The sequence below is a fragment of the Pseudomonas syringae group sp. 26L6 genome (assembly GCF_032587815.1).
Taxonomy (GTDB): Bacteria; Pseudomonadota; Gammaproteobacteria; order Pseudomonadales; family Pseudomonadaceae; genus Aquipseudomonas; species Aquipseudomonas amygdali.
This window is the reverse complement of record NZ_JAWHPJ010000009.1, coordinates 320,488-347,094: the sequence shown is the minus strand read 5'-3', so window position 1 is coordinate 347,094 and position 26,607 is coordinate 320,488. Positions and strand designations below refer to the sequence as shown.

The following is a 26,607-nucleotide window of genomic DNA, read 5'->3' as shown; positions in this document are numbered from 1 at the left end:
CCCTGCTGTGCGGAGCACTGCGGCCATCCAGACCGCGCGGCTGCAGACCATAGATAGGCCAGTCAGGCCCCAGCGCTTCGGCCAGGCCGATGAAACTGGTGACGCTGTCACCGGCACCCGGCACGCAGAACAATGGCGCATGTCCATCCCGCCCGCTCTGGATGGCCAACAGCGATTGATAAGCCGGTGTCGACGGCGGTGTATCGGGTACTGCATGTAACGCCGTACTGATACTCTGACCGAGCGTATCCACGTGAGGTGCCTGCATCATTGTCATGTGGTCCCCAGGCACGCTGACACAACGCAACTGGCCTTTTGGCAGGACTTCGCCCCAGCCCAATGTAGGACTGGTGCCTGTCGGTGCCATTGGACGCTGCTCTGCGCAGAACAGGTGGATCGGCAAACCGAGCGGTTCCAGTTGGTAATGCGCCAGGGCGTGACCGTGCGCCACTTCCCGGTCCAGGTAGTGGTGCAATTGCTGATCGCTGGCCTGCGCGAGTTCCTCGTACAGCAGCTCCTCGTCGCGGCAAAGTTTCAGTAGGGTTTCAAAGTCCGGCACAGTCGCCTGTCCGCTCAATGAGGTCAGACGCGCCAATGCAGCAGCACCCGCCCCGCCCTGGGTTTTCCAGTGCGCGATGCAGTGCGACAGTAATTGCCGCTCAAGCAGGTCAGGTCCTTGCCAGCGGGCCTTGCCCTGATCAGTCAGGCGCGGCACGTAGCTGTCGATCAGGCCGAGAAATGCTACGGGCTCGTCCATACCGAGCAGTTGAGTCGCCACTTCATAGGCCAGAACCCCGCCAAACGACCAGCCTGCCAGCCGGTAAGGACCGCGTGGCTGGACCTGCCGAATACGTTCCACCAGCCGCGCCGCCAGGCATTCCATGGTGCGCAATTGCTGCTGGCCAAGGCCAACCCCCGGCAAGCCGTAGATCGGGAAGTCGCCCTGCAGGTGTTGTCCAAGGACCGGAAAGTAAGCATCCAGACCGGTAAAGTCATGAATCAGGAACAGAGGCGGTTCGCTGCCACCTGCCCTTACCGTGACGACCTCCTGAGCTTCAACCGAGGGTGTCGGACGCTGGTCGAGCAATCCGGCCAGCGCTGCGATGCTCGGATGCTGGAACAACTCAGCCAAAGACAGTGACAAGCCTGCTTTTTGCAGCAGGCTGACCAGACGGATCGCCGACAGCGAATGGCCACCCAGCTCAAAGAAACTGTCGTGTCTGCCGATTCGGCCCACTTCCAGAACCTCGGCCCACAGCTGCGCCAGACGCTCCTCCAATGCCGTGGTCGGCGCTTGATAAGCAAGGTTCGCCAGCGCGGCCATGTCCGGGGCTGGCAAGGCCTTGCGGTCGACCTTGCCATTCTGGGTCAACGGCAGTGCATCCAGACCGACAAAGACTGCAGGCACCATGTATTCCGGCAATTGCCCTAGCAGGTGCGCTCTCAACGCGGCACTGTCGAGCGCAGCGTCGCGACGGGTGAAGTAGCCCACCAGGCGCAACGAGCCATCTTCCAGACGTTGCGTAGTCACAACGGCTTCGCCAACGCCGGGGCATTGCGCCAGGTGCTGTTCAATCTCGCCCAGCTCGATGCGCACCCCACGGATTTTGACCTGATCGTCGTTGCGGCCCAGGTATTCAAGGGTCCCGTCAGCCAGCCAGCGCACCAGGTCGCCGGAGCGGTACATTCTGGCCTCGCTGCTGTCGCTGAAAGGATCATCAACGAAGCGCTCGGCGGTCAGGTCCGGGCGGTTCAGATAGCCACGTGCTACGCCTGTGCCGCCGATATACAACTCGCCGGGCACCCCGAGCGGCACTGGCTGGCCCTGCGAATCCAATACATAAAGCCGCGCATGGGAAACAGGCTTGCCGATGTGCAAGACCTTGCCCGGCTCCATCAGACCGGAGCTGGCAACCACCGTGGTTTCCGTCGGACCGTAGTTGTTGAAGACCGCGAAACCAGGGTCCCGATTGAAGTGACGCAAACGGTCGCCACCAATCAACAAGGTTTTAAGGGTCGGGTGACGCAACTCGCGACTGAATGCATATTCGGCCACCGGTGTCGGCAGAAACGCGACTTGCAGAGGTTGCGCCAGCCACCAGTCGAGCAACACATCAAGCTGTTCGTTGCCAATCTCCGCAGGCGGCAGATGCAATACCGCACCGGCACATAACGCAGGCCATACTTCCCAGGCCATCGCGTCGAAACCAAACCCGGCAACGCTTGCGGTATGACTGCCCGCACGCAGATCGAATGCCTGACAGTGCCAGTCCACCAGATTGTTCAGCGTCCGATGCTCGACCATCACGCCTTTGGGCAGTCCGGTGGACCCCGAGGTATAAATCACGTAAGCCAGTTGACGCGTGGTCATTTGCGGAACATGCGGGTTGTCGGTGCGTTGCGACCAGTCCGGGCGATCTAGAACAACCACCGGTACAGCCAGGCTGGGCAGACGCGCCAGCAGGCCGGACTGAGCCAGCACCACGACAGGCGCGCTGTCTTCAAGGAGATAGCCGATGCGCTCGTCTGGATGTGCCGGATCGACCGGCACATAGCTTGCCCCGGCTTTCAACACCGCCAGCAAGCCGGTGAGTGTTTCAAGCCCGCGCCGCGCCACTACCGCCACACGGTCATCCGGACGTACGCCCAAGCCGATAAGGTGATGGGCCAGTGCGTTGGCACGACCATTCAGCTCCGCGTAGCTCAAGCGCTGGTCGCCTGCCTGGGCAGCCACAGCGTACGGCTGATCAAGCGCCTTTTGCTCAATACGCTGGTGAATGGTCAGCGGGTTCTCTGGGCTGAGCGCTTGGGCATTGAAGCCATTGAGCAGTTCGTTCCGTTCAGCGACCGGCAGAATATTCAGCGACTGAATCGGCGCGGTAAGTTTTTGCTCAAGGGCGATCACCAGGTTCTCTACGGCGCAGGAAAGGTACGCGCAGACACGCCGGGCATCGATGCCCGTCGTGGTCAGCGCCGACAGGTCAAACGCCTCGCCCAGGTCATCGACGCTGAGCGTCAGCGGGTAGCTGCTGCGCTCACCGGCCTGCAACAGTTCGATCCCCTGCCAGGCTTTTTCGGCCGCCTCGTCGTGCTCTCCGGGCGCAGTGCTGTGGCGGTAGTTCAACAACGCGCTGAACAACGGCGCGCCCGCAGGCAAGGCGCTGCAACGCTGGGCAATTGCCAGCGAGGCATGCTCATGGGCAAGCAATCCGGTCAGACGCAGGTGGGTCTGCAACACCGCGTCGCGTGCAGTCTGACCGGAGAGGTCAATGCGCAGCGGCAAGGTATTGATGAACACCCCGAGCGTGCGCTCTGCCCCCTCGGTGCCGTTCAGGCGACCGAGCAGTACGGTGCCGAACACCACTTTGTCGCGCCCGGACAAGCGGCCCAGTACCTGAGCCCAGGCCAGGTGCATCAGGCTGGCAGGGCTGACACCCAGTTGCCGTACTTGATCGCGTAACCGCTGGCTCAGCGCCGAATCCAGGCGCAGCCTGGCTTCACTCGGAACATCCGGCCCCGGCAGCGAAGTCTGGCCATACGCCAGGGTGGGTTCGTCCAGGTCACCCAATTGCTCGCGGAAGAACGTTTCATGCGCGTGCTCACCCGCCCCCAGCAAGGTCTGCGCAATGTAATTGCGGTAAGGCACTGGCGCGGGCAGTTGCGCCTGCTGATCCAGCAGTACTGCCTGCAATTCCCGGCTCAGCAGGTCGAGGGCAACGTGGTCCATGATCAGGTGATGGAACAGCAGTACCGCGACGATACGCTGGTTGTCCGGGTCATCGGCGTGCACCAGACGCAGCAGCGGTGCACGGACAAGGTCCAGCGGTTCGGGATCGGCCAGTGTCGCCAGCGGCAATTCGATCACCGGCAGGTCGGCATGACGCCACACCACTTGCACAGGTGTTTCCAGGCCTTCCCAGCACAGCGACGTACGTAGCACATCGTTACGGGCGATGACCTGCTGCAACGCCTGGCAAAAGGCATCCAGCCGCGAGCGGTCGGCAAATGCAAAGCGTGCCTGCAAGCGATAAGGGTCATCGTCACCGGCTGACAGGTAATGATAGAAAATACCTGCCTGCAAAGGCCCCAACGGGTAGATGTCCTGAACATTGGGCGCACCGCCGGTAACGCTGGCGACGATGCGATCAATGCCTGCCTGATCCAGCTTCACCAAGGGCAGCAGGTCCGGGGTGATCGAGGTGCACTCCGTACCGATCAGGTTGGCCGGAACCTTCACCTGACTGCCGTTGCCGATGGCGCGGGCCAGGGCCGCGAGGGTTGGCTGGGCAAACAACACGCGAATATCTGCGTCCATGCCGCGACGACGCATGCGAGCGATCAGGGTGACGGCGAGTAGCGAATGGCCACCGAGTTCGAAAAAGTGGTCGTTGCGCCCTACCTGCTCGACCTGCAGCAAATCGCTCCAGATCTCGGCAACGGCTATTTCCAGTTCACCTTGCGGCGGCTCGTATTCACGCCCCGGCAGAGCGTCGCGGTCCGGGACAGGCAAGGCGCGGCGATCCACCTTGCCGTTGGCGGTCAGCGGCCAGGCGTCAAGGCGCACAAAAGCGCTTGGCACCATATAGCCTGGCAGACGAGCCAGCATCTCGGCACGCAGTCCGGCGACCTCAATGGCGGAGGCAGCGGCGTGTTCGATGAAGTACGCCACCAGACGTGGTTGCCCAGGCTCGTCTTCGCGGGCCAGAACCAGCGATTCCTCGATACCCGGCAATGCCGCCAACTGCGCCTCGATTTCGCCCAGCTCGATACGTACACCACGAATCTTCATCTGATCATCGTTACGGCCCAGATAATCCAGCGTGCCATCGGCATTCCAGCGCGCCAGATCGCCAGTGCGGTACATGCGCGCTTGCGGCTGCCCACTGAACGGGTCGCTCAGGAAGCGCTCGGCAGTCAGTTGCGGCTGGTTCAGATAACCACGCGCCACGCCTTCGCCGCCTATATACAACTCGCCGGCAACGCCCAAGGGCACCAGTTGCTGCTGGTCGTCGAGCAGGTACACGCGGGTATTGGCAATCGGTGTGCCTATATCCAGGCTGCCATCCGGCAGCAGACGGCCCGAGGTGGCCACCACCGTAGCCTCGGTCGGGCCGTAGTTGTTGATGACGGCAAAGCCCGGGTCACGGTGGAACTGACGCAGGCGGTCGCCGCCGATCAACAGCGTGCGCAGGGTCGGATGATGCAATTCGCGACTGAACGCATATTCAGCCACCGGGGTCGGCAGAAAGGCTACGTGCAGCGGTTGCGCCAGCCACCAGTCAAGCAGCGCGTCGAGCTGCTCGTTACCGATGTCTGCAGGTGGAACGTGCAGCGTTGCACCGGCACACAGTGCCGGCCAGATTTCCCAGGCCATTGCGTCAAAGCCGAAACCGGCAACGCTGGCAGTGTGGCTGCCTGCGTGCAGATCAAACGTCTGGCAATGCCAATGCACCAGGTTGGCCAGGGTGCCATGCTCGACCATCACGCCTTTCGGTTGCCCGGTCGAGCCCGAGGTGTAGATGACATAAGCCAGTTCGCGGGACGTCAGCCCCGCCACCAGCGGATTATCCGCCTGCGCCGGCCACTCGGGTCGATCAAGCGCAATCACCGGCACCGCCAACGCTGGCAGGCGTGCGATGAAGGTCTGTTGAGCAAGTACCACCACCGGTGCGCTGTCCGTCAGCAGGTAAGTAATGCGTTCATCGGGATGCGCCGGATCCACCGGCACATAGCAGGCACCGGCCTTGAGGATCGCCAGCAGGCTCACCAGCGTGTCCAGACCACGCCGCGCAACCACCGCCACCCGATCATCCGGGCGCACGCCAAGGCTGATCAGATAATGGGCAAGGCTGTTCGCCTGGCGGTTCAACTCTGCGTAGCTCAGCGACTGCTCGCCCAACCGGGCAGCGACTGCTTCAGGCTGACGTGCGGCCTGAGCTTCGATCAGGCCATGAACGGTTTGACCTTGCGGGAAACTCACCGCGCTGGCGTTAAGGCTCTCGAGCAGGTACTCACGTTCCTGCGGACCCACCAGCGGAATATCACCCAGCACCGCGTTTTCATTATTCACCAGCGCATGCAGCAACTGTTCGAAATAGCCGTAATAGCGCTGCACCGTGGGCTCATCGAACAGCGCGGTTGCGTATTCCAACGTGCCAAACAGCGAGTCACCCTGCTCGCCGAGGTTCAACGACAGATCAAACTTGCAGACCTGACTCTCCTGCTCGACCACGCTCAGCGACAAACCGTCCATGTCCGGTAACGAGGTTTCCCCGGCCAGCCAGTTGAGCGTGGTCTGGAACAACGGGGAGTGAGCCAGGCTGCGGGTCGGCCGGACAATTTCCACCACCTGCTCGAATGGCAGGTCCTGATGATCCTGAGCCTCCAGTACCCGCTCCCTGACCTGTGCCAGCAATGCATTACCGGTCAGCGCCGAGGCTGTATCGATGCGCACGGCCAGGGTGTTGACGAACAGCCCGATCAGCCCTTCCAGCTCCGCACGACCGCGTCCTGCAATCGGGCTGCCGACCACCACTTCGGTCTGACCGGAAAGACGCGCCAGCAATGCGCCCCATGCGGTCAGCAAGGTCATGTACAGCGTGACGCCTTGCCGTTGCGCCAGCGCTCGCAAGCCTGCCGTCAGTGGCCCGTCCAGCCGCACGTTCAGGCTGGCACCGGCGAAGTCCTGCTGCGCCGGGCGGGGCCGGTCGGCAGGCAGCGTCAGTAGCGTCGGTGCGCCTTCCAGGGCTTGTCGCCAATAGGCTGCCTGATGTTGCAAGCGCTCGCCGCTCATCCAGCCCTGCTGCCATACCGCATAGTCGGCGTATTGAATAGCCAAAGCTGGCAGGGGATCGTCCTTGCCTTGATGCAATGCCGGGTACAACGCGAGCAATTCGCGAGTCAGCACGCCCAGCGACCAACCGTCGGCGACGATATGGTGCACCGTCAGCAACAACACATGCTGCTCGTCTTCCACCTGTAGCAGGCAGCCACGGATCAGTGGCCCACGCGTCAGATCGAACGCTGCGGTGGCCTCTACAGCAACACGTTCGGCCAGTGTTTCCGGCATTTGACGCAGATCTTCAACATGCAGGACCGGCATGGCCGCAGGCGCAGTAAACACCACCTCTGCGCCCTCTTCGCAGGCGATGAACCGGCTGCGCAGGGTTTCGTGGCGCTCGACGATCCGTGATACCGCAGCGGTCAGCGCAGCTACATCCAGCAAGCCCTGTATGCGCAGGGCCAGCGGGATGTTGTACGCCTCATTGCCACCCTCCATCTGCGCCAGGAACCACAAGCGCAGCTGGGCGAACGACAGCGGTAACGACTGATCACGCGGTGCAGGCAGGATCAGCGACAGTTCACTGCGCCCGGCACCGGCCAGCGCACTGGCGACGGCAGCCAGCTCACCCAGCGCAAAGAGCTCGCCCAACGGCAACTCCATGCCCATCTGTTGACGCACCTGCGACACCATGCGCATGGCCAGCAAGGAATGCCCACCCAGATCGAAGAAGTGGTCGTGGCGGCCTACCTGTTCAATCTGTAGAACTTCCGCCCAGATCTGCGCCAGAGCCACTTCAATCTCTCCCTGCGGTGGCTCGTAGGCCAGCCCCAGCAGCGACGAGTGATCCGGTTTGGGCAGCGCACGGCTGTCAAGTTTGCCGTTGGCAGTCAGCGGCAGCGCGGTCAGCTCTATATAGGCTCCCGGAACCATGTATTCAGGCAGGTTGGCCTGCAGATGCGCACGCATTTGCTCCGGCCCGGGGGCCTCGGACTCCGGCTGGCTGGTGAAATAGGCAACCAGACGTACATTGCCCGGCTCGTCCTCACGAGCCAGAACAACGGCCTCTCTGACCCCCGGCAACTGGTGCAGACAATTGACAATTTCGCCCAGCTCAATACGGAAGCCACGGATTTTCACTTGATCGTCGTTGCGTCCCAGGCATTCCAGTTGGCCGTCATCCAGCCAGCGACCCAGATCGCCGGTGCGGTACAGCATGGCGCCAGGCTGATCGCTGAACGGGTCGGCAATAAACTTCTCGTCGGTCAGATCCTGGCGGTTCAGATAACCCAGCGCCACACCGTCGCCACCGATGTAAAGCTCGCCGATAGCTCCCAGCGGTGTCAGGCGCTGATGAGCGTCGAGCACGTAAACACTGGTGTTGCCGATGGGTCGACCGATAGGCACGTACTCGGCCTCATCGGCCAGCGTTCGTACTTGGCAGGCAGTGGCGAAGGTGGTTGTCTCGGTGGGGCCGTAAGCGTTCAGCAGGTGCAGACCCGGTGCCTGGGCAAGCAGTTTGCGGAAGCTGGCCGGGTCTGCGCGCTCTCCGCCTGAAAGCAGCAGGCGCAGGCCCCCAAGTGCCTCTGGAATCAGTTGCACGTATTGGTTGAACAGCGCGGTGGTCAAAAACAGCACGCTGACATTGCCCTGACGCAGGGCCGCGCTGAAACGCATCGGGTCAATCAGCGTGGTGTGCTCGATCACCAACAACTGCCCGCCGTTGAGCAACGCACCCCAGACTTCCATGGTGCTTGCATCGAACGCCGGATTGGAGGCAAAGGCGATGCAGTCCTGCTCGTTGAAGTCGGCATAACCGTTGTTCAACACCAGTCGGGTGATACCGCGATGGGCGACACGTACGCCTTTTGGCGCCCCCGTCGAACCAGAGGTATACATGACGTAAGCCGCTGTATCAGAGGCCTGTGGCAGGCCCGGATCATGGGCAGGCTGGTCGTCGAGAGTCAGGCGGTCCAGATCAATACGCCGCACGGATGAGGCTGTCGACATGGCGCTCTGCGTCAACACGTATTTCGCCTGGCAGTCATCGAGCATGTAATGCTGCCGCTCGGCAGGCGCGTTGACGTCCAGTGGTACGTAGGTCGCTGCACATTTACCGATCGCCAACTGGCTGATCACCAGTTCCAGCGAGCGAGGCAGCAGAATCGCCACATGCTCATTGGGCTTCACACCTTGCCCCAGCAGGTAATGGGCCAGGTGGTTGGCACGTTCGTTCAGCTCCCCATAAGTCAGCGAACGGCGGCCATGCACGGCAGCCACTGCATGCGGATGCAGCGCAGCACGGCGCTCAAACAGGCGATGCACGAGCTGCTCGCGGGGGTATTCACGACGGGTGTTATTGAACGTGGCCGACAACAGCGCGTGTTCAGCCTCCGGCAGCACCGATGATTCGATCAAAGCCGTTTCCGATTGCTGCTCCAGTGCCTGCACCAAATGGACAAGGGCTTGTTGCACATAAGCGCAAATCCGTTGCGGATCAATACCCGGCGCAGTCTGGGCAGTCAGGCTGAACGCATCGCCGAAGTCATCGATACACAGGGTCAGCGGGTAGTTGCTGCGCTCTTCTGCATGCACGACCTCAATCCCTTGCCATGCAGCGTTGCTTGCCTGGTCATCAACCTCAGGCACAGCGCTGTGGCGGTAGTTGAGCAACGTATTGAACAGCGGCGCGCCAGCCGGCAAGGCGCTGCATCGCTGGGCCAGTGCCAACTGAGCATGCTCGTGGGTGAGCATGCCGACCAGACGAGCGTGCAGGTCGAGCACCGCACTGCGCGCGCAATGCCCGCCCAGGTCCATGCGCAGCGGCAAGGTGTTGATAAACACACCCAAGGCCCGCTCGCCGCCTTCGCCACCGCGCAACCGTCCAAGCAGTACGGTGCCGAATACCACGCTGTCGCGCCCGGACAACTGCCCCAGGACCTGAGCCCAGGCCAGGTGCATCAAAGTAGCGGCGCTGACGCTCAGTTGCCTTGCCTGATCACGAACCTGACGGCACAGGGCGATGTCCAGTGTGAGTCTGGCCTCGCCAGGAATCTGATCTGCCGATGCCATTACCAGGCCGTAAGGCAGGGTCGGCTCATCGACATCGCCCAACTGCTCGCGGAAGAACGCTTCATGGGCCTCGTCGCCAGGCCCTTGCAGGACGTGGGCAATGTAATTTCGGTATGGCACGGGCGCGACGAGCGAAGCTTCGTTGCCCAGCAGTACGGCCTGCAATTCGTGGCTCAGTACATCAAGGGCAATATGGTCCATGATCACATGGTGGTAACGCAGAACCGCCGCAATCCTGTGGTTGGCGGGGTCATGGGCATAGACCAGATGCAGTAGCGGAGCCTGAGTAAGGTCCATGCGTGGGGCATTGAAAAGGTCGTGCAACACTGTCTCTTGAACGTGCATGGGAGCCTGACGCCAGACCACCTGCACCGGCGTTTGCAAACCTTCCCAGAACAACGCGGTGCGCAGCATATCGTTGCGTTCGATCACCCGCTGCAATGCATCGCAGAAAGCGTTCAGCCGCGACACGTCGGCGAATGCGAACTGCGGCTGCAACAGGTAGGGATCGCTGTCCCCGGCGGTCAGGTGGTGGTAAAGAATGCCTGTCTGCAAGGGGCCCAGCGGATAAATATCCTGCACATTGGCGGCACCGCCCGGCACCTTCGCGACGATACGGTCGATGGCTGGCTGATCCAGCGCTACCAATGGCAGCAGTTCGGGTGTAATGCGCTGGCAGTGCGCCTCGATCAGGTTGGCCGGTACTTTGACTTCAGTGTCGCGACCGACGGCGTCAGCCAGCGCTGCCAGTGTTGGCTGAACAAACAGAACACGAATGTCGGCACGCATGTCCAGACGACGCATACGCGCAATCAGGGTCACGGCGAGCAATGAGTGGCCGCCCAGTTCAAAGAAGTTATCCTGACGCCCAACCTGCTCCACATGCAGCAATTCGGCCCAGAGGCTGGCCAGGGCGATTTCGATCGTACCCTGCGGCGCTTCATAGGCACGGCTGGCGATACTGTCGCGATCCGGTGCCGGCAAACTTTTGCGGTCCAGTTTGCCGTTCGCCGTGACTGGCAGGCTGGCCAGCCTTACAAACGCCGCAGGCACCATGTATTCGGGCAGCAGCCCCGACAGCCAGGCACGCAACTGCTCGATATCCAGCCCGGTTTTATCTTCACCGCAGGTGTAATAGCCAACCAGTCGTTTGTCGCCCGGCACATCCTCGCGTGCCACTACCACAGCGTCGATGACATCCGGATGATCGTTCAGGCGAGACGCGATCTCACCCAGCTCAATACGGAACCCGCGAATCTTGACCTGCTCGTCGTTACGGCCCATGTATTCCAGGCTACCGTCGGCCATCCACCGTCCAAGGTCGCCGGTACGGTACATGCGCGCATCCGGTGCATGGCTGAACGGGTTGTCGAGGAAACGTTCGGCCGTGAGCGCTTCACGGTTCAGATAGCCGCGTGCCACACCGGCACCGCCAACATACAGTTCGCCGACCACACCTACCGGCACCGGCTCGCCGCGGGCGTCGAGGACATACATCTGCAAATCGGGGATGCGCTTGCCGATAGGACTGGCACCGACACGCATGGCGTCTTCGGGCTGCAACGGGTAATAGGTCACATGCACCGTGGTTTCGGTGATGCCGTACATGTTCACCAGCTGTGTTGCGGCGTTCACGTTGCGGGCATACCACGGCTTGAGCATCGCTGTTTCCAGTGCTTCACCGCCAAAAATAACCTGACGTAGCGAGTGCGCCTGCGCCTGCTCGCCCTGGGCAGCAATCAATTGCCGGAACGCGCTCGGCGTCTGGTTGAGCACCGTAACTCCTGCGCTGCACAGCAAGTTGTAGAAGTCTTCCGGCGAGCGGCTGACCAGTTGCGGCACGATCAACAAACGTCCGCCGTGCAGCAATGCGCCCCATATTTCCCAGACCGAGAAGTCGAAGGCGAACGAGTGAAACAGTGCCCAGACATCCTTTTCGTTGAAACCGAACCAGTCATCGGTGGCCGAAAACAGTCGTGCAACGTTGCGGTGTTCGATCATCACACCCTTGGGCTGACCGGTTGAGCCCGAGGTGTAGATGATATAAGCCAGGCTCGTGGGCTTTACCGGCACCTGCGGATTAGAGGCAGACTCGTCCTGCAAATCGGCATCGTCGAGACTGATTACCGGCACGTCTGACACCGGCAGGGCGTGCTGCACTGACCGCTGACTCAACAACGCCAATGGCGCGCTGTCGCCGAGGGTGTAGGCCAGACGCTCGAGTGGGTAAGCCGGGTCCAGCGGCACATAGGCACCACCGGCCTTGAGAATGCCCAGCAGGCCCGCGATCATTTGCAGGCTGCGCTGCGTGCAGATGGCAACACGGTCATCCACACTGATGCCCATGCCGATCAGGCGATGTGCAATTTTATTGGCCTGGGCGTTGAGTGTCGCGTAGCTCCAGGATGTATCTTCGAACGTTACGGCAATCGCATCCGGCGTGCGCTGCACTTGTGCTTCAAACTGGCTGTGCAGGGTCAGCCCCTGCGGGTAAACCGCATCGGGTGCATTGAAACCGTCGGTCAACTGCCGACGCTCGCTACCCGACAAAAGCGGAATGTGGTTCACGACCGTCTGGCTGTCGGTGACCATGCCGCGCAATATCGCCTCCAGGTAACCCAGATAGCGTTCGATGGTGCTGCGGTCAAACAGCGCTGTCGCATATTCCACGATGCAGCGGAAACCATCGGCGCTGTCGCCGACGCTCAGCGCCAGGTCGAATTTTGCGAAAGCGGCCTGCTCTTCCAGCGGTTCCAGGTGCATGTCGCCCAGTTGCAAATCCAGACCCTGGCTGCCGTCCCAGGTCAGTGATGCCTGGAATAAAGGGCTATGCGAAAGACTGCGAGGCGGTCGCAAGCGCTCCACCACCTGCTCGAAAGGCAGGTCCTGATGGTCCTGCGCCGCCACCACGCGGGCCTTGATGCGGGCCAGCAGCGTCACAGCATCCGGCTCGCCCGAGGTATCGACACGCACGGCCAGGGTATTGACGAACAGACCGATCAGGCCTTCGATTTCGGCATGGCGGCGGTTGGCAACCGGCATGCCGACGACGACTTCCTCCTGGCCGGATAACCGCGCCAGCAATGCGGCCCAGGCCCCCATGAACAGCATGAACGGTGTCACCGACTGCTCATGGCAGAAGGTCCTGAGGTCGCTGCCCAGGCGCGGATCGAGCTCCAGCGTGACACTGGCCCCGGTATAGTCCTGATGCGCAGGCCGTGGACGGTCAGTGGGCAAGGTCAGCAATACCGGCGCACCGGCCAGTGCCTGCTGCCAGTAATCGCCCTGATGGCTCAACCGTTCGGCATCCAGCCAGTTGCGCTGCCACACTGCGTAATCGCCATATTGCAGCGTCAGCGCAGGCAGCGGATCATCCTGGCCTTGACTGAACGCCTGATAGAGCGCGGTGAGTTCACGCGTCAGAACACCCAGCGACCAGCCATCGGCAACGATGTGGTGTACGGTCAGCAGCAAAACGTGAAGGTCTTCAGCCAGGCATAGCAAGCGACCGCGAATCGGCAGGTCGCGGTGCAGATCGAAGGGCTGCGCTGCCTCTTCCTTTGTTACCGCCTGTAAGGCCCCCGCGTCCTGGCCACGCAAGTCCTGCCAGCCAATATCGGGCACTACCGTGGCGGGCGCCGCCTGCACCCAGGCCTTGTCGTCTTCCTGGCTGAATTGGCTGCGCAGGCTATCGTGGCGGGCGACAATGCGTTCCAGCGCACGCGTCAAGGCACGGCTGTCCAGCGGGCCGCTCAGTTTCAGGCCCAATGAGATGTTGTAGGCGCTGTTGGCATCTTCCATTTGCGCCATGAACCAGATGCGCTGCTGAGCAGAAGACAGCGGAACAGGGCCGGTGCGTGGCTGCACGTCGATTGCAGGCAACTGGCTGCGCGCGGCAGCCGTCAGGCAGTGCGCCACCGCGATCAGCGAACTGTCGGCAAACAGGTCGCCAAGGGCCAGCTCAAGTGACAGACGCTGGCGCACCTGAGAAACCATACGCATGGCCAACAGCGAATGGCCACCCAGATCAAAGAACCGGTCATTACGCCCTACCCGCTCGACCTGTAGCAATTCGCTCCAGATGAGGGCCAGTGCGTTCTCCAGATTACCTTGCGGTGCCTGGTATTCCCCGGTTGACAGCGCATCGCGGTCGGGGACTGGCAATGCACGGCGGTCGACCTTGCCGTTGGCCGTCAGTGGCCAGCTTTCCAGTCGTACCAATGCGCCGGGCACCATATAACCCGGCAGGCGGGCCAGCAGCGCGGTACGCAATTGCTCTACTGTGGTGGTGGGAGCGTCTGCACGTTCAGTGAAGTAACCCACCAGGCGCGGTTGCCCTGGCTCATCTTCGCGAGCCAGGACCAGCGCTTCCTCGATGCCTGGCAATTGGCCGAGCTGGCTTTCTATTTCACCCAGTTCAATGCGCACGCCACGAATCTTCACCTGGTCGTCGTTACGGCCCAGGTACTCCAGTGTGCCGTCGGCGTTCCAGCGTGCCAGGTCGCCAGTACGGTACATGCGCGCCTGTGGTTGTCCGGAGAAAGGGTCGCGCAGAAAGCGCTCAGCAGTCAGTTGCGGCTGATTCAGGTAACCGCGAGCGACACTGTCGCCGCCAATGTACAGCTCGCCTGCCACACCCAGCGGGACCAGTTGCTGGCGGTTATCCAGCAAATAAACCGAGGTATTGGCGATAGGCTTGCCGATGTCCAGGCTGCCATTGGGGAACAGGCGGCCTGAGGTGGCGACCACGGTGGTCTCGGTCGGGCCATAGTTGTTGATCACTGCGAAGCCTGGATCACGATGGAACTGGCGCAGACGGTCGCCGCCTATCAGCAGTGTGCGCAGGGTCGGGTGACGCAGGTTGCGACTGAAGGCGTACTCGGCAACAGGCGTGGGTAGAAATGCGACCTGCAACGGTTGGGTCAACCACCAGTCAAGCAGCGCATCGAGCTGTTCATTGCCGATCTCGGCAGGCGGCAGGTGCAATGTCGCCCCGGCGCACAAGGCTGGCCAGACTTCCCAGGCCATGGCGTCAAAACCAAAACCCGCCACACTGGCGGTGTGACTGCCCGCGCGCAGATCGAAGGCGGCGCGGTGCCAGTCGACCAGATTATTCAGCGTCCGGTGCTCGACCATCACGCCCTTGGGCTGACCGGTCGAGCCCGAGGTGTAGATAACGTAGGCGAGATGAGTCGAATTGAGCCCGCCGATGTGCGGGTTGCCTGGCTGTTGCGGCCAGTTCGCCAGGTCAAGGTTGATCAGCGGTGCTTCCAGCCCTTGCAACCCTGAAACCCCGTTGAGGCGTTCCACAAATGCCTGTTGCGTCAATACCGCAACCGGTGCGCTGTCAGTCAGCAAATAAGCGATACGCTCATCCGGATGCACCGGGTCAACCGGTACGTAGCCCGCCCCGGCCTTGAGCACGGCCAGTAAGCCGACCAGCGTCTCCAGACTGCGTCGTGCAACCACGGCAACGCGATCGTCGGGCTGTACGCCGATGCCGATCAAGTGCTGGGCGAGCGCATTGGCGTGCGCGTTCAGTTCGCTGTAACTGAGGCATTGCTCGCCCACCTGCGCGGCGATCGCATCAGGCTGTTGCTCTGCCAGGTGTTCGATGCGCTGGTGAATCGTCAGTCGGCGTTCATAGTCGGCATGTCTGTCGTTGAAGCCGAGCAGAAGCTGCGCTCGCTCGCTGGCGGGCACGATATCAAGCTGATCGACGGGCATCTGCGGCGTCTGCTCCAGCGCATCGAGCACACTTTCCATGGTCCATTGCATGTAAGCGCAAATGCTTTGCGCACTGATACCTGCGGTGGTTTGTGCAGTAAAGCCAAACGCTTCGCCCAGATCATCGACGCTCAGTACCAGCGGGTAGTTGCTACGTTCCTGAGCATGCAGCACCTCAATGCCCTGCCATGTTTCACCGGAAGCCTGCGCTGGTGAACTGTGACGATAGTTGAGCAAGGCGTTGAACAACGGCGTCGGCGCTTGCACCCCGCTGCAGCGCTGAGCCAGTGCCAGTGGTGCGTGTTCGTGGCGCATCAGTGCGGTCAGGCGCTGGTGAGTTGCCCGTACTGCGGTTTGCACGCCTTGATCGTCCAGATCGAGACGCAGCGGCAAGGTGTTGATGAAGATGCCCAGCGCTCGCTCCGTGGCCTCGGCACCCAGCAGGCGCCCCATCAGCACAGTGCCGAAGACAACCCGTGATTGTCCGGCAAGGCCTGCCAGCACCCGTGCCCAGCCCAGGTGAAACAGGCTGGCGACGCTTACTCCCAGGGTCCGCGCCTGAGCGCGCAAACGCTGGCACAGCAGCAGATCAAGCGTGACACTGTGCTCTTCGAGCTCATCGCCGTCACCGCTCAAATCCTGCAGGCTGTACGCCAGGGTCGGTTCATCGAGGTCGCCGAGCATGTCGCGGAAGAACGCTTCATGCTGTTCTTCGCTGACGCCCAGCAACGCCTGGCCGACATAGTTGCGGAACGGTACCGGTACACCCAGCAGCCCGGCCTGCCCCGACAGGCACGCCTGTATTTCATGACGCACTACTTCCAGCGCACTGTGGTCCATGGCGATATGGTGGAACAGCAGCGTGGCCTGTACCCCCTGACCTTGCGCCGGCTCATGGCAGACCAGACGCATCAGCGGTGCCTGGCCCAGCAACATGGTCATGCCTTCGGCGCTCGGCGAGGTATCGACCTTGAGTTCAGCGTGACGCCAGACCACTTGCACCGGGGTTTCCAGACCGTTCCAGTGCACTGAGGTGCGCAGAATGTCATGCCGGTTGATGACGGTTTGCAGCGCCTGGGCGAATGCCTTCAGACGCGCCTGATCAGAAAAGGCGAATTGCACCTGCATCACATACGGGTCGCCCTGAGTGGCGGTAACGTGATGGTACAAAATGCCTTGCTGCAGCGGAGCCAGCGGGTAGATGTCCTGCACATTGGCGGCACCTCCCGGTATTGCGTCCAGCAACTGGTCGATGGTTGCCTGATCAAGCTCCACCAGCGTCAGCATCTGCGCAGTGATTCGCTCGCAGCCCTGAGGGATGCCATTGGCGGGCAACGTCAGTGCGCCGCGTTTGCTGTTCTGGTAGTCGCCTTGTTCGATGAGTTCTATCAGCGCCGGCTTGTGCTCGCGCAGGTGCTCCAGCAGACCGTTTTCGGTCAATGCACGGCGATTGCCCTGCACCACCAGTTGTCCGTCCTTGACCGTCAGGTGAATAGCGTGAGCTTTGAGTGCCGCCAATAGTTCGTTGATGCTCACAGTATTATCTCCATGCTCTCTGTGATGGCTGCATAGCCTGCCAGCGTAGGTTGTTCGAACAACGCCCGGACATCGGCCTCGATGCCTTCCTGGCGCAGGCGCGCAGTCAGGTTCACCGCCAGCAGCGAGTGGCCGCCCAGTTCGAAAAAGTTGTCGTGTCGTCCGACTTGCCCGACTCCGAGCAGCTCGCTCCAGAGTCTGGCGAGCAAGGCTTCGGTTTCGCCTTGCGGTGCCTCATAAGGGCGGGTCAGTAGCGCATCGCCGCCGGACGCAGGCAGAGCCTTGCGGTCCAGCTTGCCGTTGGGGCTCAGCGGCATGGCGTCCAGGTGCACAAACAGTGCAGGCACCATGTAATCCGGCAGCTGCGCACGCAGCACCTCACGCAGTGTCTCGACCGGCAGCGGCGTGCCGGTGTAATAGGCCACCAGCCGCTGGCCGCCCGGCTGCTCGTCGCGAACCAGCACGACGGCCTGTTCAATCCCCGGATGACGGGTCAGGCAGGCTTGAATATCGCCAGGCTCGATACGCAGCCCGTGGATTTTCACCTGATCGTCATTGCGGCCGAGGAACTCGAGGTTGCCATCCGCCCGCTGACGCACCAGATCGCCACTGCGGTACAGCCGGTCGCCCGCAACAAAGGGGCTGTCGATAAAGCGTTCGGCGTCAGCTTGCGGCAGGTTCAGGTAACCACGGGTTACTCCGACACCACCGATATGCAACTGACCGATAACACCCAAGGGCACAGGCTGGTCATAGGCATCGAGTACATACAATCGCGTGTTGCTGATCGGGCAACCGATAGGCAAAGCACTTTCCGGCACGGCCTGGTCGGGTTCCAGTGTCCAGACACTGCAATCCACCGTGGTTTCGGTCGGACCATAAACGTTGTGCAGGCGTGCCTGCGGCAGTTGCTTGCGTAACTGCTCGGCCAGGGCGATGGTCAGCTCGCCACCGCCGCAGACGATGTCGGTCAGGCTGAGGCACTGGCTGCTTTGCGGCAGGTCGAGAAACTGCTGCAACAGCACCGGAACAAACTGCACCACGCTGACCTGACGTTCCTGAATCAACTGCGCCAGATACGCAGGATCGCGCTGGCCGTCAGGGCGGGCCAGCACCAGCGGGATACCGCTGCTCAACGGCCAGAAAATCTCCCAGACCGAGGCATCAAAGCTGATCGGCGTCTTTTGCAGCAATATACTGGCCGCTGTGGGTGGGCACAGTCGCGAACTCCACTGCACCAGATTGCTGACGTTACGATGCTCGACCATCACCCCTTTGGGCGTGCCGGTGGAGCCCGAGGTGTAAATCACATACGCCAGATGATTCGGCATCAGGCCGGGGACACGCGGGTTATCACCGCGCTGCATGTCCCAGGTCGAGCTGTCCAGGTCGACCCGCAGGGTGTGTTCATCGTCGAGCAGATTGCGCGTGCCTGCATGCACCAGCAAAGCCACCGGCGCACTGTCCTTGACCATGTATTGCAGGCGCTCGCGCGGGTAGCCCGGGTCAAGCGGCACGTACGCGCCACCGGCCTTGAGAATGGCCAGCAGGCCAACGACCATCGACAGGCCGCGCTCGACACAGATCGCTACGCGATCATCGGGCCGCACACCCAGATCGATCAGGTGATGGGCCAGACAGTTAGCCTGTTCGTTGAGCTGTCGATAGCTCAGCTGCGAACGCCCGGCGCGCAGGGCAACAGCCTGCGGCGTGCGCACCGCCTGCGCCTCGAACAGCCCTTGCAGGGTTTGTTGAAGATCGTGATGAACCGTCGTAGCGTTGAAGTCCACCAGCGAACGCTGGCGCTCTTCGGCGTTCAGCACAGAAAGATGCTGCACCGGCAGATCCGGCTGGCATTCAAGCGCGTCAACGATGCCTGTCAACGCCTGTTGCACATAACCACAGATACGTTGCGCACCCACCTGAGGTGGCACGGTGACACTCAGGCGCAGGCTATCGCCCAGGTCATCGACGTTGAGGCTCAACGGATAGTTGGTGTGCTTCTCGCTTGCCAGAATTTCCAGACCGCGCCACGCATCGAGCTGCGCATCCTGACGGGCCTGGCCTGCGGCGTGTCTGTAGTTGAGAATCGCACTGAACAACGGCAAGGGCGCGGCCACCCCGCTCCAGCGTTGGGCCTGAGCCAGAGACGCATGTTCGTGACCGAGCAGCGCCGCAAGCCGGGCGTGAGTAGCGCGTGCACTTTCACGTATACCGACGTTACCCAGATCAATTCGCAGTGGCAGTGTGTTGATGAACATGCCCATGCCGCGGTCGGCACCCGCACCGCCCTGCAAACGACCCAGCAGGACAGTGCCGAATACCACCCGGTCAGTGCCGGTGGCCGCAGCCAGAACGCGCGCCCATGCCAGGTGAAGCAGGCTGGCGACACTGACCCCAAGTTGCCGAGCCTGGCCGCGCAGGCTTTGCAGAAGCGCATCAGGCAGCACCTGCTGCGCGTGCTCGATGGAGCTGCCGTCACCCTGCACGTCGCGCAGGTCGAATGGCAGCGTCGGCGCGTCGATATCGCCCAGTTGCTCGCGAAAGTAAGCTTCGTGCTCCGCTTCGCTGACACCCAGACGCGCCTGCGCCACATAGTTGCGATAAGGCACGGCGGGCTGCATTGGACCAGACTCGCCGCGCAGGTGGGCGAGCATTTCCTCACGCATGACCTCAAGCGCAGTGGCGTCCACCACGATGTGATGGAACATCAGCGTTGCAGACAGGCCAGAACCCGTTGCGTCCGGGCAGTAGGCCAGACGAATCAGCGGCGCACAGCTCAAGTTCAAGCGTGCCGAGCCTGCGGGCGCATCGATTTGCGCTAGCGATACACGCTCGACAAGCAGATCAGCTTGGCGCCAGACGACCTGTTGTGGCGTGTCGAGTCCTTCCCAGACGATTGCAGTGCGCAGGCTGTCATGCCGGGCAATGACCTTGCGCAGCGCGTCGGCCACCGCCGCCAGGCGCTCCGGGCTGTCGACGTTGATGCGCAATTGCAGCAAGTACGGGTCGCCCTCCTCGGCGGTCAGGTGGTGATAAAGAATGCCTTCCTGCAACGGTGCCAGCGGGTAGATCTCCTGCACGTTGGCCGCGCCGCCAGGCACCGTGGCGACTATACGCTCGATGGTCGTCTGATCGAGCTGTGTCAGGCTGAGCAGATCCGGCGTGATGTGCGTGCAACCGGCTGGAACGCGGTTGGCAGGCGCAGAAATTTCACGGCCTTTGCCTACCGATGTGGCCAGAGCGGCAACGGTCGGTTGGCCGAGCAACACCCGTACATCGACGCTGAGGCCCGCATTGCGCAGGCGCTCGACCAGGCTGACCGCCAACAGCGAATGACCGCCCAGTTCAAAGAAGTTGTCGTGCCGTCCGACTTTCTCCAGACCCAGCACCTGCGCCCAGAGACCGGCCATGATGGTCTCTGTTTCGCCTTGCGGTGCCTCGTAGGCCTGCCCGCTCAGTTCTTCCAGTTCAGGGTCCGGCAAGGCACTGCGATCCAGCTTGCCATGACTGGTCAAGGGAAGCGTGTCCAGGCGTGTAAAGGCCAGCGGCACCATGTGCGCGGGAAGGCGCGCGCGCAGCGCTTCACGCAGGACATCGGGGGTGACGGGTGAGTTTTCGGTAAACCAGGCCAGCAAACGTTCGCCGCGCACCAGCACCACGGCATCCTGGACCTGCGCCTGACTGGCCAGGGTCGCCTCGATTTCGCCAAGTTCGATACGCATGCCGCGAATTTTCACCTGATCATCGTTGCGCCCCAGGTAATCCAGACTGCCATCGGCGTTCCAGCGCACCAGGTCGCCGCTGCGATACATACGTGCCTGCGCCTTGTCGCTGAATGGGTCAGCAACAAAACGCTCTTCGGTCATCTGCGGCCGGTTCAGATAGCCCCGCGCAACACCTGCGCCGCCGATGTACAGCTCGCCGATGACACCCACAGGTACGGGCTGTAACTGCCCGTCCAGTACGTAAACACGGGTATTGGCAATCGGACCTCCGATATGCAGCGAGCCACCCGGTTTTACTACGCCAGAGGTGGCCACCACGGTGGTTTCGGTCGGGCCATAGTTGTTGATCACGGCGAAACCCGGGTCGCGGTCAAACTGACGCAAACGGTCGCCGCCGATCAGCAGCGTGCGCAGAGTCGGATGCTGACGAGGGCGTCTGAATGCTTGTTCAGCCACCGGAGTCGGCAGGAAACTGACCTGAAGCGGCTGCTCCAGCCACCATTCAAGCAGCTCATCCACGTGTTCGTTGCCGACCTGTGCCGGTGGCAGATGCAGCACGGCACCGGCACACAATGCGGGCCACACTTCCCAGGCCATGGCGTCAAACCCGAAACCCGCCACGCTCGCCGTATGACTGCCAGCCTGCAGATCAAACGCCTGGCAATGCCAGTGCACGAGATTGACCAGCGTGCAGTGTTCAACCATGACGCCTTTGGGCTGGCCGGTTGAACCGGAGGTGTAGATGACGTAAGCCAGATTATGCTCATCAAAGCCCGCTACCGACGGGTTGCTGGCGCACGCCTCAAGCCAGTTAATCTGCTCTATGTTCAACTGCGTTGCATCGCCCGCCAGATCGCGCGTCGAATCTTCGGTCAGGACCACGCGAGGTGCGCTGTCCTCCAGCAGGTAAGCAATGCGCTCTGCCGGGTAGACCGGATCTACCGGCACGTACGCAGCACCAGCCTTGAGCACCGCCAGCATGGCGACCAGCCGCTGCGGGCCACGGTGCAGACACAATGCGACTCGCTCATCTGCTGTGACACCCAGACCGATCAGATGGTGAGCCAGGTGATTGGCATGCTCGTTCAGCTGCGCGTAGGTCAGGACGTTACCGCCCTGAATCACCGCAGGACTGTCGGGTCGACTGGCGGCCTGCGCTTCGATCAGCGCATTCACCGTGCAGTGCTGCACAAAGCCCTGTTCATTGTTGTTGAAATCGAGCAGCAAATGGCTGCGCTCTTCGGCGTCGAGAATCGAAACGTTTTCCAGCTTCAGTGGCCGCGCCTCTTCCAGCGTCTCCAGCAGATGCGTCAGCGTGTTGAGCACCCAGCCAGCGATGCGCTCGGCGCCCATGCCTTGTAGCGCCAAGACATGCAGGTCGAAGCCTTCACCCAGATCGTCCACGCTGAGCGTCAACGGGTAGTTGCTGCGCACATCGCCGCCGAGCACCCGCACGCCTTGCCAGAGACCTTCACCGTCCTGCGGCTTTACGTCAGCGCTGTGGCGGTAATTGAGCAGTGCACTGAACAGCGGCGAACCTGATGCGACGGCACTGCAGCCTTGAGCGAGCACCAGCGAAGCCTGTTCGTGAGCGATCAGTGCAGACAGCTTCGAATGGACGGCTTTGACGGCCGCCCGAGTGGTCAGCGCCGTATCGACCCGCAGTGGCAGGGTATTGATGAATACGCCGAGTGCCTGATCAGCCCCCTCACCGCTCATGCGCCCCAACAATACGGTGCCGAACACCACGTCCCGACGGTTGGCCAGCACCCCGAGGACCCGCGCCCAGGCAAGATGCATCAGGCTTGCCGCGCTCACACCGAGTTGCCGCGCCTGTTCGCGCAGTCGCAGGGCCAGGGCGTGGTCAAGTGACCGTCGATCCTCCTCTATGCCACTGCCGTCGGCACGCACGTCCTGTATGCCAAACGGCAAGGTCGGTTCTTCGACATCACCAAGCATTTCGCTGAAAAATGCGCTGTGACCGGCCTCATCGCTGGCCAGCCGCACTTGCGCTACATAGTTACGATAAGGCACCGGCGTCCTTAGGTCAGAACGCTGGCCGAACAGCAACGCCTGCATCTCGCGGCTGACAATTTCCATCGCGGTGTTATCAAGAACCAGATGATGGAACAGCAAAATGGCGACTGTTTCTCCGCTTGCCGGTTCATGGGCATGCACCAGACGCATCAACGGTGCCTGTGACAGATCCAGTCGATGGTGACGGGCGTCAAAGCGCCGTTGCAGACGGTCGATGATCGCCGTTTCCTCGTCGGCATCGAACTCGATAGCCTGTACGGTCAGTTCAGCGTTGCGCCAGACCACCTGTTGCGGGCTTTCCAGCCCCTCCCAGGCCACTGAGGTGCGCAGAATGTCGTGCCGGTCGATAACGCGCTGCAACGCATCGGCCCACGCGCACAGGCGCTGCGGCGTGTCGAACGCCAGACGCCATTGCAACAGGTACGGATCGCCCTGCCCGGCGGTCAGATGATGGTAAAGAATGCCTTCCTGCAACGGTGCCAGCGGGTAGATTTCCTGCACGTTGGCAGCACCGCCCGGCACGCTGGCGACAATACGATCAATGGCCGATTGTTCAAGCGAGACCAGGCTCAACATCTGCGGTGTGATCCGGTTACACCCTGGCGGGATAAGGTTTGCAGGTGCCTTGAATGCCTGAGCATCTTGCTGATAAGCGGCCAGAGCAGCCAGTGTCGGCTGGCTGAGCAGCGCATGCACATCTGCCATCAGCCCCGCCTTGCGCAGTTGCTCGACCAGGTTCACGGCCAGCAAGGAATGACCGCCCAATTCGAAGAAGTTATCGTGTCGCCCTACCCGCTCCACACCCAGGACTTGCGCCCAGATGGCCGCCATGGCGATCTCCACCTCGCTCTTAGGTGCCTCATAGGCTTGCCCCAGCAGGTACGCCGGGTCCGGGTCAGGCAACGCGCGACGGTCAAGCTTGCCGTTGGCCGTCAGCGGCAGTGAAGCCAGACGCGTGAACGCGCGCGGCACCATGTAACCCGGCAGTCGCGCCCGCATCGCAGGGCTCAGTGCGTCGGTGTCGACCGCAGACGTTTCAGTGAACCAGGCCAGCAGCTGCAAGTCGCGAACCAGTACCACCGCATCCTTGACACCCTCCAGGCTGGCCAGCATCGCCTCGATTTCTCCCAGCTCGATGCGCATGCCACGAATCTTCACCTGATCATCGTTGCGCCCCAGATAATCCAGGGTCCCGTCGGCGTTCCAGCGCACCAGGTCACCGCTGCGGTACATACGCGCTTGTTCGACATCGCTGAACGGGTCGGCGACAAACCGCTCTTCGGTCAATTGCGGCTGGTTCAGGTAACCGCGCGCAACGCCTGCGCCACCGATGTAAAGCTCACCGGGAACGCCCACGGGCATTGGCTGCAACTGCTCATCGAGCACGTAAACCCGTGTGTTGGCGATGGGGCCGCCGATGTGCAGCGAGCCATTGGCCAATATCTGGCCAGAGGTGGCGACTACCGTCGTTTCGGTCGGTCCATAATTGTTGACCACCGCATAACGGCGGTTATGAACAAATTGACGAAGGCGGTCGCCGCCGATCAGCAGAGTGCGCAGGGTCGGATGTTCTTCGTCCTGGCTGAAGGCGTACTCAGCCACTGGAGTCGGAAGGAAGCTGACGTCCAGCGGCTGGGCACGCCACCAGTTCAGCATCGCTTCAATGTCCTCCCCGCTGTCCTGAACCGGGGCCAGGTGCAGGGTTGCGCCAGCGCACAGGGTCGGCCAGACCTCCCAGGCCATTGCATCGAAGCCGAAGCCGGCGAGGCTGGACGTATGACTGCCCGCCTTCACGTCGAACGCATCGCAATGCCAGTCAACCAGATTGGCCAGCGTACGATGCTCCACCATCACGCCTTTCGGCTGGCCGGTGGAGCCCGACGTGTAGATCACGTAAACCAGATTGTCACTGCTCAGCCCCGCTACCTGCGGATTGTTGTCAGCCCCCTGGCTGTCTGCGCAGTGGTCCAGCTCGATCAGGGGCATTGCCAAAGCAGGCAGACGGTCGTTCAACGTTGATAGCGTCAGCACCACCACCGGCGCACTGTCGCTGAGCAGGTAATGCAAACGTTCGCGTGGGTGTGACGGGTCGATGGGCACATAGGCAGCCCCAGCCTTGAGGACCGCCAACAGCCCGACCAGGGTCTCCAGGCTACGGCGGGAAACGATGGCAACCCGGTCGTCAGGCCGTACGCCCTGGTAGATGAGGCGCTGGGCCAGCGCATTGGCCTGCCGGTTGAGTTGTGCGTAGGTCAGGTGCTGCCCCTGATAAGCCGCTGCCACCGCATACGGGCGGATTCGTGCCTGTTGCTCGATGCGTCGATGAATCAATTGCTCTTCGGCAGCAGTTTTTTCAGTCTGGTTCCAGGCCTGTATCTGCAATTGCTCGGTTGGCGCTGAAATGTGGAAGTCTTGAAGCTTGAGCGTCGGGCTTTCAAGGCCCTGCTCTAGTATGTGCAGCAGACGCCCGGCGATGGCCTGGGCCTCGGTATCTTCGATCCAGGCGCGATGGTGGACCAGATGCAGCGCCGCATCGTCGTTGTAGCTGTTGGTGCGCAAGTGGATGGCCAGCGGCGTCGCCTCATAGCCATTGGAGACTTTTACCGTGTGTGCCTCAGCTTCGCCGTAGCAGTAATCGTGGTCTTCCAGCTCGTAGGACACCGAGACTTCGAACAACTGCGCGCGCTCCTCGCGGGATAACTCCAGGCTGCGATTGAGCTCGCTCAGGGGGAAACGTTGATGACGGAAGTCACGTTTCAGCGCGTCACGGACCTTGACCACCAGAGCACCGAAGTCCAGCCCGTCGGCGAAAGCCATGCGCACCGCACTGACCTGGGCGAAGTGGCCCAGGGTGGCCTTGAAGCGCGCGCCGTTGCGGTTGAGTAACGGCAAGCCCACAATCCATTCGTCGCGTTGCGCCGTACGCGTGAAATAGACATGCAGAACCGCCAGCAAGACATGAAACGCCGACGCATTGTGGCGCTCGGCAAATTGCTTCATGCGCACATGCAATGCCTGGGGAAGTGCCTGCACCCAGGCATGGGACGGCGCCGGATCTGTCGCCCGACGGTTGTGATAGCGCGATACCAGCAACGGTTCCGGCAGTTCACGGTATTTTTCCAGCCAATAGGCCTTGTCCAGCGAATAGCGCTTCGACGCTTGGTACTGCGCGTCGTCGGCAATGAAGGCGCGGTAGCCTGGCGCACTGAGTTTAAGGCATTCACCTGCCATCAATGCGCTGTAAAGCTCGCCAAGGGACTTGAACAACTGGCCGAAGCCCCAACCATCAAGAATAAGATGGTGGGCCTGGCCCACCAGCCAGTGTTGATCCTGGGCAAGACGGATCAGGCGGAAATCGAGCAGTGGGCTGCCATCCAGTGCGTATGGACGCCGCATGTGGTCATTGACCAGCGCTTGCGCTGCACGGGTCGGCTCGGGGTGATCACTGAAGTCGTGTAACGGTAGGGTCAGCGGCATGACAGCAGCGTATGACTGAAGCGGCAAGCCATCCGTCCCTGCTCCCGGCATCAGCACTGTGCGCAAGCTTTCGTGAGCGGCAACCAGTTGTTCCAGCGCTCTATGCAGATTCGCCGGGTCAACCGGCCCGGTCAGTTGCAGGTAGCCGCCGATGTTGTAAAGCGGAGAATCGCCACGGCTGATCTGGTCAAGCCAGATATCACGCTGAGCAGCGGTCAGAGGGAAAGTTTCAGCGGCTGGGGCAAACAT

General features: G+C 61.8%; 2 protein-coding genes (1 of these 2 only partly in view). Both read right to left on the bottom strand.

From position 1 onward, the window contains the following. Positions 1-17,116: the 5' portion of a non-ribosomal peptide synthetase gene (locus RYA97_RS04005; RefSeq protein WP_316891932.1), read on the bottom strand. 671 nt of this gene lie to the left of the window's left edge; only the first 17,116 of its 17,787 coding nucleotides appear in the window; the start codon lies at positions 17,114-17,116; its stop codon lies beyond the left edge, outside the window. After that, positions 17,113-26,607, bottom strand: coding sequence for a non-ribosomal peptide synthetase (locus RYA97_RS04000; protein WP_316891931.1), 9,495 nt, complete (start codon positions 26,605-26,607; stop codon positions 17,113-17,115). The genes RYA97_RS04005 and RYA97_RS04000 overlap by 4 nt, the downstream gene beginning before the upstream one ends.

Excerpts from the sequence above, each read along its gene's own strand:
- RYA97_RS04000 (WP_316891931.1), bottom strand. The coding sequence starts at position 26,607 with ATGTTTGCCCCAGCCGCTGAAACTTTCCCTCTGACCGCTGCTCAGCGT.